A 15,834-nucleotide genomic window follows, 5' to 3' on the forward strand; every position below is an offset into this window, starting at 1 on the left:
TAACTATTAGCCTTTTTTATTATTAATGTACTCAACTATTTGCTCCATAGTTTCCATTTTTTGTGCGTCTTCATCTGGAATTTCTATTCCGAACTCTTCTTCTGCCGCCATGATGATTTCAACTGCATCTAAACTGTCTGTACCATGCTCCGAAAGCTTTGAAGAGCTGTTGAATTTCTCTACATCCTTACTAATGTGCTCTAGTATAATCTTTTTTACTTTTTCTTCTATGTCTTCTCTAGTGCTCTTTGCTAGTTCGCTATTCACATTTCTTACCAAAAAAATAACCTATTCTTTGATGTTATAAAAAATTTTTATGTTTGCAATATCTTTTATAACTGGTAAACTACAGTAAAGTTTTCTACTGCCCTAGCTGGCTAGCGTTACGTGCTAAACAATTAACAATTCAAAAATGCTAGACGAAACAACAAAAAATTTGCTTATTGTAGAAGTAAATAAACTCTTACCCGAAAATAGCGAGAATAAGCTTATATCAGCTATGCGTTATATACTCCTTGCTCCTGCAAAACATATACGCTCCTTTTTAGTCGTAGCTTCATCGCGAGTGTTTAACGCGGAAGCTAAAAAAGTAATATCAGTTGCTGCAGCAATTGAATTTGTTCATGCTTACTCTCTAATTCACGATGATTTACCGTGCATGGACAACAGTGATACTCGCAGAAGCCAGCTAAGCTGCCATAAAAAATTTGATGAAGCAACAGCAGTGCTTGCCGGAGATGCACTACTTACTCTGGCTTTTGAGGTATTATCTTCGTTAAATGAGAAACGCTGTGAGATCATAAAAGTTCTTTCTCAGGCAATAGGAATTAGGGGAATGGTGGGAGGACAGGCTTTAGATATTGGTGCAGATTTTAACAAAATAAAAGAAATTCATTTGATGAAAACCGCAAAACTATTTGCAGCTTCATGTGAAATAGGCGCTATAATAGGAAATGCTATAGACAAGCAACGTAAAGCGTTATATAACTATGGAATAAATCTAGGGCTTATCTTTCAAGCTAAGGATGATATTGAAGACTACGAACAAGATAAAACAAATAATCTTATGTCTGTGCTTGGTAAAAGTGAAGTAGAGAACTATATAGACGGCCTCTTTAAACAAGGCTTGGATAATTTGAGTGCGCTTTCAGGGGATACTAATTATTTATATGATTTATTGAATCAAGTAAAGAAAGATGGTTAGAAAAATTATATTACAAATGCTTATTTCCATAGTAATGATTCTCACTTTAACTTCTGCTTTTGTGTTTACTATTGTCTATATAAACAAAGGTAAACCGGAAAAAAAGGACAAGCTTTATGAGATAAGTGCCACGCATGGTGGTTTGATACAGACGATAGCACATTACCTAGTGAAGCCAATACTTGAATCAGCACTTGACCGCTATATTGAAAAGCATGGGCTAACAGAATATTTAGAAGAAATGACGCAGCAAAAAGAAGAAGATTCGATAAATTTTTATGAAATTACTGAAGGCAGTGGCAGCAAGGCTTTCTGCGGCCTGGAAGTCCTACTGCAAATATATAAAATTTCTAATAATAACTTAGCAACACTCCCTAGCAAAGTTTCTGATGTTACTTTGAAAATAGGTCAAGATAACCTAAAAGAAGTGAGTTTAGGGGTAATAGGTATGAAAGAAGGCGGAGAGCGTGTAGTTACTATTGCCAATGATAACAAAATGAATTTTAATTCTTATTACGTCAAACTGATCGAAGTAAAGGATAAATATCCCGACTCAGTAAATAATCTGATGGTTTTTAATGACTTAATTAACAAGACTGGAAAACAAGTAAGGTGCGGTGATGAGATATCGGTTAAATATAGCGTAAAGGAGCATAATGGAGAATATATAGCCAAAGATCAAACAGTGCAATTTAGGGTTGGCGATAAAAAAATACCACTTGCTATAGAGCTTGGAGTTGTGGGAATGAGAGCTGGTAATAAAAGAACTATTCTTTCTCCGCCTGACCTTTTGACTATTACTGACGATATGTTGTATCCGTTCAGCGGAGTGGCAGAATAAGGTAGACAAGGTGATCTAAGAAGATAATCATAGAGCAAAAGTGAAGTAATATGGTAAACCTTTTAGAACTTTGCAAAAATTTACAGCAAAAAATAGAAAGGTTAGAAGCAAAAATAGAAAGATTGGAAAAAGAGAATGAAAGTTTAAAAGCAGAAAATAAGGCTTTAAAGATAGAAAATGCTGAGTTAAGAGAAAGACTCGGTTTAAGCTCAAAAAATTCATCAATACCAAGTTCCAAAGAGTTGTATAAAATAAAAAAGAATAAGCCGAAAAGCGAAAGGAATATTGGCGGTCAGGTTGGTCATAAAGGAAGTTTTCGCGCCAACATGGATGCAGATAAAGTAGTAAAGATAGAGTTGCCTAATACTTGCGAATGCGGAGGAGAAATTGCAATATGTGAAAAACCATATATTCATCAGAAAGTTGATCTTCCAGAAATCAAGCCTTATGTAGTGGAATATCAGTTAGAACATGGCCGTTGTCGGAGATGCGGAAAGAGAAGAAGTAGCAAGTTACCGGAAGGTGTTACGCCAGATACATTTGGTCCAAGGGTTAAGTCAATAATTGCAGCGTTCAGCGGATTCTACAAAAATTCAAAACGCGAAATAGCGAGTGTCGTAAATGATATCTTCAATTTGAACATAAGCGTCGGTAGCATATCAAATAGTGAACATAGAGTTGCTTCAAAATGCAAAAAAATGTATGAGCAGATCGAACAAGAGATAAGTAGGAGTAAAGTTCTACATATTGATGAAACGAGCCATTATAACAAAGGTAAACTCGCTTGGTGTTGGATGTTTGCAAGCAATACGGCAAGTTTTGTAAAATTTACAGAGTCAAGAGGAATGAAAGTTTTACAAAATAGTAAATTCTGCAATCGCAATAGCTTGGTAATAACTGACAGGTATGCAGCATACAATTATTTTGCCGATAAAAACAGGCAAATCTGTTGGGCACATTTATCAAGAGATTTTGAAAGATTAGCACATAGTTGGAATATTGAAGTTAAAGTTCTGGGTTGTTACTTGAGAAACGTGGCCACTGAATTATTTGCACTAAAAAAAGCTTTACTAAAAAGTGAGATAGATGTTTTGAGGTTTGTCAGACGTGCCAGAAAATTAAGAAAACGTACAAAGTATTACTTGAAGGAGATATCTCGTTTACCTGAAGCAATTGGAGCCTCTCGAGTTGCAAAAAATGTTCTGAGATCTGAAAGAATGATGTGGAAATTTTTAGATGACCCAGAAAATATTCCGCTGACAAATAACCACGCTGAACGGCAAATTCGGCATTATGTCGTTTATCGCAAAAACTCATATTTTACACAATCAAAGCGGGGAAATACATTCCTTGAGCGGATAATTTCATTATACTTAACTTGGAAACAAAGGGGTCTCAATCCTTTCCAAAATCTCCTATCTATTGTTTCTTAAACCACTCTCCTGAACGGATACTTTGACATTACGTACGCAATGCAAACAGATACTAATGCAATGGATACAGATATACCAATAGTTACTAGTATAGGTAATTCAACAATGTATCCAATACCCGCCACTATCAATGCAGTTGCAATACCACCTACAGCAATCATTTTTGCTTGCCTTTTTTTCTTACATTCCATTTCTCTCTTATGTTTTTCTTCTTCTGCTTTCTTTAAAGCAGCAGCCTCTTCCTGATGTTTTTTTTCCTCTGCCTCCTTTGCAGCATTTTCCTTAGGCTTCTCTTCTTCTGCTTTCTCCAAGACAGCAATCACCTCTTTGTCTGTAGCAAACATACTGGGAATGGAATTATTATTATCTAGTGCTAAAGGACTAGCTCCTTTATTTAACAGGCACCTCACTGCATTTATATGATTATTAGTAGCAGCAAAATGCAGCGGTGTTGAGCCAAGTTTAGAACATGAGTGAATATATGCTCCTTGCTCCAGTAGTAATTCTATTATTTCCGTATTACCGCTGTTAGCGGCACAATGCAGAGCAGTGTGTCTACCACCATCGCGTGTACTAACCTCTGCACCTTTCTCCAGTAGACGTCTTACTGTTTTTACTAAGCCTTTATGAGCAGCAATATTTAACGCAGTAGTATAATACCTAGAAGCATGGGTAATCTCTTGCCGTATTTCAAATAAATGATCTATGTGAAAATTAAGTCTTTTCCACTGATTGTATGTATCTTGGTTACATACGAGCAGCTTTTGCTTAATTTCTTCAATTATGTCACTTTCTTTTGATTCTTGCTCTATTTCTTGGGATATGGCATCAATTTCTTGCTCTTTTATACTCATAAGCTCTCCAACAACTATTTGCTATAAGTTATTTTATAGATAAAACAAAAACAAGTCAAGATTTTTACGTAATAGTTTCACAATCATTTACCGTTCTTGCAAGTGATAGCACTCTCACTTCTTTTGCACCGGAGTTTAAAATTTCCTGAGAGCAAGATCTTACAGTTGCTCCGGTTGTTACCACATCATCAACTAATATCACGATTTTATTTTTGATAATTTTCTTGTTGCTTGTTTTAAAAGCCTTCTTTAAGTTTTTTTCACGCTGTTTAAGTGAAAGACCAGCTTGAGGCACAGTATGGCGAAGGCGTTTTATTGCAAATGGCGTATAGGATAAATTGGACAACTTACTCAACTCTTTTGCAAGCAACGCTGCTTGATTATATTTACGTTTAAACAAGCGCATTTTATGTAACGGTATAGGAATTATGACCTCTGCGTTCTGAAATGTATCCTGATTAGCTTGGTGTATCCACTTTGCATAGATTTTTACGTAATTCAAATTATCAAAAAATTTGAAATTTATAATCATGTTTCTACTATGTTGATCATAAGCAAAAACTGATCTTAATACTTTAAACGGTGGAGGATTGATGATGCACTTACCACACGTATAAATATTGTCTGAGATTACTACGCCACAAACATTGCAGTAATGCTTAGTTAGAAAATTGATTTTTTTGTTGCATTCACTACACAGATTAAGATTTTCATCAATGATACATTCGCAACTTACGCATACGCTTGGAAATATGAGATTTGTAGCTTTTTTTAGTAAGAGAAGGTTCACAACTCATTAAATATATTATAAAATAATTTATATAGTATAGCTAAAGTAACTTAAGCTTACACTCTTTCACTTTTTATTTCATTTCAATATAGTTCAAACTGAGCCACTGCTGAGTGCTGTAGCTAGTGCAAGTCAGGTTTTCCTACGTCATACCGCCGCGGTATCTCTAGATCCCGCTAACAAGCAGCGGGATGACGAATTTGTCGTTTATCAAATCGTCGGTAAACCTAAGTCACTTTAGTTATAGTATCAAACATAAAGGTTGCAATATTATGTTGGCTGCTAAAATAGCACCAAGTGCACACAATGAATACACTTTCTCTGCCCTGTGACCCACGTTTATCATTATCTTGATAATACTTGTTATAATTGTCTTTACTCTCAACTCCACAAATTACATCTTTCACAGGTCCTAGCACATTATCAACGTAACGTACAGATTTATAGAAACTATTTTCTGGAACTAGTGTGTTATCTTCTGCTTTCTTAGCAGGTACAACTCCATATTCAACGTACCTTCTAAAGTATCGATATACTGACATTCTTATCTCCAAATCATAAATATGCAACCTAGCCTAATATAATTAAGAAATAGTTTATAATAAATACGTTTTAAGATACCTGCCTGTAACACTTTCTGGAATTTTTGCCACTTCTCCTGGAGTTCCAGTAGCAATCACTTCTCCGCCTTTTATTCCGCCCTCTGGTCCGATGTCTATTATATAATCTGCAGTTTTTATAACGTGCAAATTGTGCTCGATAACTATAACAGTGTTTCCCAGATCGACTAATCTATGGAGTATTTTTAGTAAGTTATTTATATCTTCAAAGTGTAATCCAGTTGTTGGCTCATCAAGAATATACAATGTTCTTCCGGTAAATCGTTTTGATAGCTCTTTGGACAGCTTTATTCGTTGTGCTTCACCCCCAGACAACGTTGTTGACGACTGTCCGAGTTTTATATAGCCAAGCCCCACTTCCTGCAAAGAAACCAACTTTTCTTTTACCATTGGAAGGTTTTCAAAAAAATCACAAGCTTGATCTATCGTCATATCAAGCACATCAGAGATTGATTTTTCTTTATAAGTAACTTCCAATGTTTCCCGATTATACCTTCGTCCTTTACACTGCTCACACTTCACGTAAACGTCCGGTAGAAAATGCATCTCTATCTTTAAGTGCCCATCACCTTTACAAGCCTCACACCTTCCCCCTCTGGTATTAAATGAAAACCGGCCTATATTATACCCCCTTGCTTTTGACTCCGAAAGACCTGCAAACCAATTTCTTATATGAGTAAACATACCGACATATGTTGCTGGATTTGACGCAGGAGTTCTACCAATTGGCGACTGATCAACTTCTATAACTTTATCTATATATTCAAGGCCTTCTATCTTATCGCATTGGCCATACCGTGCAGACGAATGATGTATCTTATGTGCTGAATATTTATATAACGTTTCTATGACTAAACTTGATTTTCCCCCTCCTGATATTCCAGTAACACAAATAAGATTCCCTATAGGAAATTTAACGTTCACATTTTTTAAGTTATTTTCACATGCATTTATTACTTTTATGAACTGAGTTGCTTGCTTTCTTCTTCTTGGAATTAAAATTTTTTTCTCTCCACTCAAATATTGCCCTGTTATGCTCCCTGAATTTCTTTGCACCTGGTCTGGTGTTCCTTCTGCAACAACTTTTCCACCATTTACGCCAGCTCCAGGACCAATATCAATCGCATAATCAGCAGCCATTATTGTATCTTCATCATGCTCAACAACGATTACAGTGTTACCCATGTCTCTCAAGTTTTTCAGTGTAGCAATTAACCGATCATTATCGCATTGATGAAGGCCTATCGAGGGTTCATCAAGCACGTACAGCACTCCTGTTAAACCAGAGCCAATTTGTGAAGCAAGCCTGATCCTCTGACTCTCGCCACCAGAGAGAGTGCTAGATTCTCGATCAAGCGTTAGGTAATTCAACCCTACATTCTTTAAAAATGCTAGCCTCTTGATTATTTCATTTAATATTTTACTTGAGATTTGCTTCTGTTGTTCTGTGAGCTTGTCTGGCAAATTTTCAAACCATTTAAGGGATTCATCGATGCTGAGCCTTGATATTTCACCTATATGTTTGCTATCAATTTTCACTGTAAGCGCTTCTTTTTTCAATCTATAGCCAGTACATTCTCTGCAGTGAGTGACAGAGCAATATCGCTCAACAAGTGTTTCATCATAATCCATCTGGTTCTCCAAGATACTGATCAAACCTTGAAATTTATTAGAGCCAAAGAGTATCATATCTTTTACTTCTTGATCTATGTTCTTCCACGGAATATCAAGGTTAAATTTGTAGTTTTCAGCCAGTGATAGAATTGCACTTTTTAGAAATCCATAACCTGTGTGCACTTGACGGAACATTGATCCCACTGGCTTTAAAGCACCCTCAGATATTGAAAGAGTTTCATCCGGTACTATTAGCTTTATATCAACACTTAGTTTTTTACCAAGCCCATTACACGAACCACATGCACCGTAAGGGCTGTTAAAAGAAAATAATCTTGGTTCTATTTCCTCAAGAGTGAAACCAGACTCGGGGCATGCAAAATTCTCTGAAAAAGTTAGAATTTGACCATTTTTATACTCGGAATTATGGTTGTCAGGTAGGTTTACTATTTCTACATACATTAGACCATTACCAAGTTTTAGTGCGGATTCTATACTACTTGGCAGTCGATTTCCTATATCGCCCAATATTGATATTCTATCTGCAACCACAAAAACGTCGTGTTTCTTGTTCTTATCGAGTTTAGGCAAGTCATCTACATTGTACACTTCACCATCTATTTTGAACCTTACGTAACCTTGTCTTTTAATTTCCAATATCTCTTTAAGATGTTCTCCCTTTCTACCACGCACAACAGGGGCAAGTATATATATCTTAGTTTCTAAAGGTAACGCAATTATAGTGTCTACAATTTGAGACACCGTTTGTTTTGTTATTGGTAATCCAGTTGCAGGTGAATAAGGAACTCCTATTCGTGCATATACTAAGCGCAAGTAATCGTAAATTTCGGTAACAGTTCCAACTGTTGACCTTGGATTTTTTGAGATCGATTTCTGGTTGATAGATATTGCAGGAGAGAGACCTGTAATCGACTCAACATCTGGTTTATCCTGAATGTTGAGAAATTGACGCGCGTAAGCTGACAGGCTTTCAACGTACCGGCGTTGGCCTTCTGCATAAATCGTATCAAATGCAAGGCTAGACTTGCCAGAACCACTTAGCCCAGTTATAACAACTAGCTTATTTTTCGGTATATTGACGTCTACACCTTGCAGATTATGTTCCCTTGCGCCCTTAACTCTGATAAAATCGTCCATATTATACCATATAGCGTATTAACCATTATAGCCTCAAAATACGTGAATTTATAGTGATATATTGATTTTCTATTGATTTTTTCAACTGTTACGGAAAATTAGGCAGCGTTTGATAAATCGTCATTCCGCTACTTGTTAGCGGCTGAGATACCGCGACGGTATGACGGTTAAGTAGGCCAGTGCCCTGATGATGTCATCCCAGTGTCAAGCACATAGCTGTACGAACGTTGTAGTTTAGGAGCAATTCCCACCAGTGGGCCAGTGCCCAGACACTGGTTCTATGCAACTTAATTAAAAACGTTTGTTTTAGCGTAAGACAACTACCTTTAGCTCATCAGCTCAGTTATAAGCAAAATTTCTGGATTCCAGACTGGAATGACACCATTTGCTGTGCAATTTACCTTCAAAAATGAATGTTCGTACAGCTATGTGTCAAGCACTGGGATGACACCATTCTTTTTTCTGGATTCCAGACTGGAATGACACCCCCCTGATAGGCTCAAATCATAGTGTTTGTACAGTTGTGAGTTTAGGCTACCTATAAATTCTAAACTGTTGTTACGTATTAGGACCACCAAATACACCCCCAGGACCCAAAGTCAGTTTAGCTATATCAGAAAACAGGTTATGTGGAAATCTTAAAATACTTCTTGTTCGCCAAGCAAAATAAATACATTCCTACAAACAAGCAGATGCTCAATACTGACACATAAGAAAACTTAAAAATTAAATCTCTAATGTATATTGATAAGCATTTACCTGCAGAAAATTTGTATAGTAATCCAACACATACAACGGCACTATCAACCACTGATGCTATAATTAAAGTAATGAAATTTGCCATATGAAAATTCAACTTGGACTTCAATTTTTCAAAAATAATTATGCTTGAGAGAAGAGATACTAAAATTGCAGTATATGAAATCAATATCATCAAATTAAAACTTTGCCATTTAAAAACACAACATAGCGCTGTACACACTATTAAGTTGTACGTAGCTTTGCTTCTGCCATAAAATTCAACCATTGAATTTACAACTAAAGCAGCTCCCACAAATAAGGCAGCACATATCATCAATTTATTTGAAGTGTTGAGTAAAGAAAGACTGATAAACAGGAGTATCGATAAAATAGACATAATTACCTACCCAAAATTAATAACATACATTCATTCTAAATAAACATTACATATAGTAAAAGAGTTATTTAGCATAATAAGAAAAATATTTTATATTAGCATGCCACATCTTTCAGATCTACTTTTAAAACATCCTTTATGTTTAGCACCTTTTTCTCTGTTACTTTGCCAATACATGAATAAACTGCACCTTCAAACAATTCTTCAAACCTCTTCTGATTTTGTGGTGCAATAGTAACCAAAATTCTACTTTGCGATTCAGAAAACATTATTATCTTGTTTATTATGTCTGTATTTTGTATTTTTCCTATTGGCACTAGTGAAAGATCGATTTCAGCACCAAGGTCTCCTGCAATTAGCGATTTTGCCAGAGCAATAACTAATCCGCCTAAGTTTGGTGCAATTGCAGAGGCAATTATGCCATCTTTTATTGCCTGGTTGTAACGCTCATACAACTTCCTAGCGCTCTTTGCATCAACTTTTGGTACGTTGTTATTACCTATTCCACTATATAACTGATATTCAGATCTACCAAGTTCATCAAGTGTTTCTCCAAGTACATATATCAAGTCTCCCGGCATTTTCACATCAAGCGATACCGCATTTTCAATATTTTCTATAATTCCAATTGCTGAGATGAGTAATGAAGGTGGTGCGGAGATTATCACTTTCTCGCCATTTTCATCATATCCCTTGAAGTCATTGAACATACTGTCTTTTCCGGATATGAATGGTGTTTTAAATGCAGTTGCAAAGTCGTAACAAGCCTCTGCAGCTCTCTTTAGCTGCCATAGCCTTTCTGGATTATAAGCATCACACCAGCAAAAATTGTCGAGCAACGCTAGATGATTTATATTTCCTCCTGCGGCTACATAGTTGCGTATCGCGGTGTCAATTGCACATGCTGCCATGTGGTAGGTGTCAATTTCTCCATAACTTGAGCCAAATCCTTGCGATTTTACAACACCTTTATTTGAAGAAAGAACAGGCCTTGAGACAATAGCTTCGCTGCACATTCTTCCCTTGCCTTGCAGTGGTTTTAACACTGACGATCCTTGAACCTCATGATCATATTGCACCACTATGAACTCTTTGCTGCAAATGTTTGGTCTGCTCAGCATTTCTTTTAGTTCAGTTTCTTGGCTTGATGTCATGCAAGTAGCTGACACGCAAAGGGTGTCATGCAAGTAGCTGACACTGGAATCCATTTCACATTCAATTCCACCATTAGATGAGTTTTGGCGTAAAATGTTTGCAGGCTTTACCTGCTGGATCCCAGTGTCAAGCACTGGGATGACAGGAAAGGATACAGCAGACTCCTTAGACCACGGCTTTGTCTGTAAATGCACTTTAGGATTACCATCATGCAGAAATTCAGTTCCGATATCCATTATTACTTTCCCTTTAGGACATTTAACAACAGCTTTACCACTCTCATTGAACTCTCCAATCACACAAACCTCCACATCATGTTTTTTCATGATTTGCTTAAACATAGGGAGATTTTCTTCTGGCACTGCTAAGGTCATTCTCTCTTGTGATTCTGATATCCATATTTCCCACGGAGCCATACCATCGTTTTTAAGGAGAACCTTGCTCAAATCAACTTCAAATCCGTCTTTTCCCATTTCACCAATAGATGATGATAGACCGCCTGCTCCATTATCCGTTATTGCATTATAAAGATCAAGATCTCTTGCTTCCAAGGCGGCGTTGGATAATTTTTTTTGTGTTATAGGGTCACCAATTTGCACAATTGTTGAAGGGCTGTTTCCCGACAAAGCCTCTGAGGAAAACGTTGCACCGTGAATTCCGTCCCTTCCAACTCTTCCGCCAATAATTACGATTTTATCGCCGTTTTTAGGCCCTTTGATGTGTGAAGGTGCGTTATTTATGTTGCGTGGAATAATTCCGACACTGCCAACAAAGACTAACGGCTTTCCACAAAATCTATCGTCAAAATATACCGATCCAAGTTGTGTTGGAATACCAGAGCAATTACCAGCAACATTAACACCGTGAATCACTTCTTTCATTATATATTTTGGCGGTAAGATCTCATCAGTGCGCTCTTTATCCCTATAAAACTTGCCTTTTGCTTCTTTGGCAAAGCAAAAGTAATAGGTATTCATTATAGGCTCTGCGCCTTTACCGAAACCAACTATATCACGATTTACTCCAAGCACTCCAGTCATTGCTCCACCAAATGGATCAAGAGCTGAAGGGCTATTGTGAGTTTCAACTTTATCTACAATCAAGTAATCGTCATCAAAAATTATTCCTCCTGCGTTGTCAGAGAAAACTGACACACATATGTCAGAATTTATCTCACGCGTTGCACGCTTGATATAATGTGCGTATAGGCCATCTTTTATTTCATCAATGGGAGAGCAAAAGATATTGTGCTTACAATGTTCAGACCAAGTTTGTGCTAGGGACTCAAGTTCAATATCATATGGATTTCTATTAAGTTTTTTAAAGTAATCCTTTATAGCTTTCATTGCTGCCAGAGAGAGCCCTAAAGTGCCATTACCATCGATTCCATCTCTGCTGATCTTTTCAAGCTCTTGGTCACTTACATTGAGGTCAACGGACTTAGTACTATCCTCTGTCATCCCAACCCTACCTTCTGTCATTCCAGTGCTTGACACTGGAATCCAGTTTTCATTATACAATTGCTTGAAATTTTCTGGATCCCAGTGTCTGGGCACTGGGATGACACCTTTTAATTTACCGTAATGCCTCCAATAGCAATTGCCGTTTTCTTTATAAACAAGAATGCAATACTCAGTGATAGGATTAAATTCTTGTTTTATATCATCTTCAGTTGCTTGACTTAGAATCAATTTTGAACTTCTTGCTTTTATACAAACATTTTCATCAATGTAGTCCTTGTTTATTAAATATTCTCTAACAATTTGTTTCGCTGTGTTGCCTACATTGTCAGTCATGCCAGGTAAAAAGCTTATCTCCAAGCCCCACTTTGCTTGTGGTTCTATGAAGTTATATTGAACTTCTTCAAGGTTTTCATTGTAGGAATAATAACGGCAGTCTTGTATGACTTTATTATAAAATAGCCCACAAATTTCTTCATGTAATTTTGATGGTAATTCTTTGCTTATGTAAATCAAGTAAACATTAACTACCCTTCTGCGGCCAAATTGTTCACATTTATTTAAAACTTCTATTCTGATGTTTGCCATGTAATATTGTGAAAGACTTTAATATATCATAGCATAAGAAACTGCGAGCACATTTATATTTTAAATAATTTCTATACAATAAAAGTATTGTATTAATTGTTACTGTTAGTGGGAAGAGTTTTTACTGTTAATGTGGATGAATCCCTTTTTGATGTGCTGGTTCAGCACATATTTTCTGAATATGAAAGAGAAAAAATTCCCGAGATAAAGGTCATACTTCCTTGCAAGAGGGATGTGATAGCGCTGCTGAGTGCATTCAAGAATTATAACGCTGAAAAATGCATAATTTTGCCAGAGATAGTTTCGCTAGAGAACATTGATGAGGAAGATTTAATATTAAATCTTGATAGAGTTAAAGTTATAAGTCCAATAAAAAGGACGCTGCTATTCATTCAATTCATATTGGAATGGAATAGAAAAAATAATGATAATTTCCCAATTGATTTAGCTTATAGCCTGCCATCATTGCTTGATAAAATTCAATCTACCCAAACAACGGATTGTTATCAATTTGATGAACATTCAAAAAAAATAGAGAATTTCATAAGCTTACTCACTGAGACTTGGAGTAAAACTTTAAAAGATTTAGAAGTAGTAGATATATTAAAACATAAGAGTGATTACATAAACAATATGATAACCTCTTTACAAAAAGACCAACATATAATCTTTGTTGGAATTGGAAAGGATAAGTCGTTAATTAAGGCTATATATGATCTGCCATTTGGAAAAATAATTTTGCCTAACCTGAATTTGAAAATTAAAGAGAAAGACTGGAAATTGCTTGATAAAAAACACTATCAATATTGCCTGAAAGATCTACTCGATTATTTAAAAGTGGATAGAAGGGATGTTAGTTTTCTGCCAGAAGCGTGTTCTGGTGTCATCCCAGTGCCCAGACACTGGGATCCAGAAAACTTAACTTTAAATGAGCGCACCAGGTGGCTGTATAATGAAAACTGGATCCCAGTGTCAGCTACTTGGATGACAGAAGAAAGGGCTGGGATAACAGGAAGTCCTGAGGAATATCTAGATTACGTCTTTGATACAACTGCCGATCTAAGCAAAGTTAGTAGTGGACATGTTGGCAATATTGAAGTCATCACTTGTGATTCCAGAGAGGAAGAAGCACAAGTGACATCATTAATTATAGAAAATGAAGGTTATGAAAACATTTCTTTGGTCGTCTTTGATACATTACTTGCAGCTCGTATAGCATGTTTATCAAGGCAACACAGTGCCATACCGGAAAATTACCCTTATATAACGCTTCTGCTTTATAGTATCGAAGTTTTGACCTCAAATTGGAGCAGTGTGTCATTACTTTCGCTCCTTAAACATAGGCTAGTGACTTTTGGTTACACTCAAGAAGAGTACACTCGGATTTTATCTGAATTTGAAATAGAGATATTACGCAACTTTAGTACAAATGGCCTGAGCGATATTATAAATGCTATCAATGCCCATAAAAAGCTAAAATACAAAGAAGATATATTAGTTATTATCAGTAAGTTAGAGGTTATATTTAATCCTTTACTTCGTTCTATAAATTGCTCTATTTTTGATGTGGTAGCAACTCATTTGCAGTGTATTAATATATTATCTGGTATAAATTTTTCAGAGCTAAATAGTGAAATAGGTAATTTTACCTGTAATTTTTCAAATGCATGTGAGGGTGTAGAAATTAAATGCTCCTTAGAGTTATATAGCCAAATTCTGACCTTATTTTTAGAGAAAGAGTTTTTCTCTGTAGCAAGTGACTTGAATAAATTCAGCTTATATCACAACAAAGTTGTGATACTTGCTGGATTTAATGAAGCGCCAAGCTTTCAAAGTCCGCTTTTGAATGCACTTACGAGAGAAAAATTTAATCTTCCTTCTGCGCAAGAAGAGCAGGGGTATTTTTTTTATACTTTACACAATTTGTTTTGTGCAAGTAAGGTTTATATTACAAGATCGCTAAGCCATAGAAAACCAATGCTATTGCAGCGTTTGGAAATTCTGTTGCAGGGGTCAAAATATCCTTATCGTGATTGGCTAAGGATATTAAATACGCCTGAATGTACTGTTCCATGTACTCAGCCTATGCCAAAACCTCAAACCGAAGTTAGAAAAGAAAAAATGCAGGTGATGTCTTGCAGTGCAATAGAAAAGCTAATTCGTAATCCTTATTCATTTTACGTTGAGTATATACTGGGCCTTAAACAATTAAGAGACTTGAATTTTAAGCCATCGATATTGGAATTTGGCACTATGGTACACAACATTCTTGCAAGATATTTACGCAACAAAAAATCTCCAATGAGCATTGCACGAGAAGCATTCTCGACTAGTCAGTTTAATTTTTCAAATATGTGGTGGGTAAGACTACAAAAGATAATTCAATCTTTTGTCGAATTTGATGAAACTCGAAGCAATTATGTTGAGTTGGAAAAGAGCTTTTCCTGTCCGATATTTCATATTCCAGCGCGTGACACTGGTTCTTGTGATCAGTATGAAACTGCTTGGATGACGAATAGAGATCTGATCCCACAAGAAATCTTACTGACAGCAAGATGTGATAGAGTTGAGTATCTACCAAGTGGGCAAGTAGCAATTATAGACTATAAGCTTGGTACACCACCTTCCAATGAAGAAGTGATGTCGGGGTTTTTTCCGCAATTAATTTTACAAGCCTTAGCGGTAGAACATATAACAAAAAGAGAAGTCTCAGAACTTGCTTATTGGAAACTTGATTATGATAAAATAAAAGTTATTTCTATACAAAATTATAGATACAAAATGCAAGAATTAAAAAATGATCTGCCTGGTTTTTTATCTAACTATTTAAGTGATTCCACACCCTTTATTGCCTCTCCATATTTTGATAAATTCTTGAGATTTAACAGCTATAAACAGCTAGAAAGGGTAGGAGAGTGGTTGTAAATGGTGTCATCCGAGTACCTGACACTGGTTTCTATCCAAAAGGGTGTCATCCCA

At 36.2% G+C, this 15,834-nt stretch carries 10 protein-coding genes; 4 read left to right on the plus strand and 6 right to left on the minus strand.

Going from position 1 to position 15,834, the window contains the following annotated elements; all coding sequences use genetic code 11:
- Positions 1–6: 6 nt before the first annotated feature.
- Positions 7–267 carry an acyl carrier protein gene (acpP, locus tag AAGD74_RS00485; RefSeq protein ID WP_006279836.1) on the minus strand — a complete coding sequence of 87 codons (261 nt, stop codon included), beginning with the start codon at positions 265–267 and terminating at the stop codon, positions 7–9.
- 145 nt (positions 268–412) lie between these two features.
- On the opposite strand from acpP, the gene AAGD74_RS00490 reads away from it, so the two are divergent.
- The 3 genes from AAGD74_RS00490 to AAGD74_RS00500 are packed head-to-tail and all read left to right on the plus strand — an operon-like array spanning position 413 to position 3,478.
- Positions 413–1,204, plus strand: a complete 792-nt coding sequence (locus AAGD74_RS00490; protein ID WP_077188418.1) for a polyprenyl synthetase family protein — start codon at positions 413–415, stop codon at positions 1,202–1,204.
- On the plus strand, positions 1,197–2,045 hold the full coding sequence (locus AAGD74_RS00495; RefSeq protein WP_341810657.1) for an FKBP-type peptidyl-prolyl cis-trans isomerase: 849 nt from the start codon (positions 1,197–1,199) through the stop codon (positions 2,043–2,045). The genes AAGD74_RS00490 and AAGD74_RS00495 overlap by 8 nt, the downstream gene beginning before the upstream one ends.
- Before the next feature lie 50 nt (positions 2,046–2,095).
- On the plus strand, positions 2,096–3,478 hold the full coding sequence (locus AAGD74_RS00500) for an IS66-like element ISWen3 family transposase (protein WP_007548562.1): 1,383 nt from the start codon (positions 2,096–2,098) through the stop codon (positions 3,476–3,478).
- Here the strand turns inward: AAGD74_RS00500 and AAGD74_RS00505 are convergent.
- The 5 genes from AAGD74_RS00505 to AAGD74_RS00525 form a co-directional block, all read right to left on the minus strand.
- A complete protein-coding gene (locus AAGD74_RS00505) occupies positions 3,475–4,332 on the minus strand; it encodes an ankyrin repeat domain-containing protein (RefSeq protein WP_341810658.1) in 858 nt (285 codons plus the stop codon). The genes AAGD74_RS00500 and AAGD74_RS00505 overlap by 4 nt on opposite strands.
- 64 nt (positions 4,333–4,396) lie before the next feature.
- Entirely contained in the window at positions 4,397–5,122 is a 726-nt protein-coding gene (locus AAGD74_RS00510; RefSeq protein WP_006279736.1) for a ComF family protein, read from the minus strand.
- A 227-nt stretch (positions 5,123–5,349) separates the two neighbouring features.
- Positions 5,350–5,664 (minus strand): hypothetical protein, encoded by a 315-nt coding sequence (locus AAGD74_RS00515; protein WP_010082388.1) that lies wholly within the window; start codon positions 5,662–5,664, stop codon positions 5,350–5,352.
- A 54-nt stretch (positions 5,665–5,718) separates the two neighbouring features.
- A complete protein-coding gene (gene uvrA / locus AAGD74_RS00520) occupies positions 5,719–8,514 on the minus strand; it encodes an excinuclease ABC subunit UvrA (RefSeq protein WP_006279734.1) in 2,796 nt (931 codons plus the stop codon).
- Positions 8,515–9,747: 1,233 nt separating this feature from the next.
- A complete protein-coding gene (locus AAGD74_RS00525) occupies positions 9,748–12,855 on the minus strand; it encodes an AIR synthase-related protein (protein WP_236514424.1) in 3,108 nt (1,035 codons plus the stop codon).
- Between the two features lie 108 nt (positions 12,856–12,963).
- Here AAGD74_RS00525 and AAGD74_RS00530 point away from each other — a divergent pair, with 108 nt between their 5' ends.
- Entirely contained in the window at positions 12,964–15,780 is a 2,817-nt protein-coding gene (locus AAGD74_RS00530) for a WPE palindromic element domain-containing protein (protein ID WP_341810659.1), read from the plus strand.
- The last annotated feature ends 54 nt before the right edge of the window (positions 15,781–15,834 follow it).

This window comes from Wolbachia endosymbiont (group A) of Campoletis raptor (assembly GCF_964026755.1).
Lineage (GTDB): Bacteria > Pseudomonadota > Alphaproteobacteria > Rickettsiales > Anaplasmataceae > Wolbachia > Wolbachia pipientis.

Coding starts and splice junctions, on each gene's coding strand:
- AAGD74_RS00500 (WP_007548562.1), top strand. CDS start 2,096: ATGGTAAACCTTTTAGAACTTTGCAAAAATTTACAGCAAAAAATAGAA.
- AAGD74_RS00505 (WP_341810658.1), bottom strand. CDS start 4,332: ATGAGTATAAAAGAGCAAGAAATTGATGCCATATCCCAAGAAATAGAG.
- AAGD74_RS00495 (WP_341810657.1), top strand. CDS start 1,197: ATGGTTAGAAAAATTATATTACAAATGCTTATTTCCATAGTAATGATT.
- AAGD74_RS00525 (WP_236514424.1), bottom strand. CDS start 12,855: ATGGCAAACATCAGAATAGAAGTTTTAAATAAATGTGAACAATTTGGC.
- AAGD74_RS00490 (WP_077188418.1), top strand. CDS start 413: ATGCTAGACGAAACAACAAAAAATTTGCTTATTGTAGAAGTAAATAAA.
- AAGD74_RS00515 (WP_010082388.1), bottom strand. CDS start 5,664: ATGTCAGTATATCGATACTTTAGAAGGTACGTTGAATATGGAGTTGTA.
- uvrA (WP_006279734.1), bottom strand. CDS start 8,514: ATGGACGATTTTATCAGAGTTAAGGGCGCAAGGGAACATAATCTGCAA.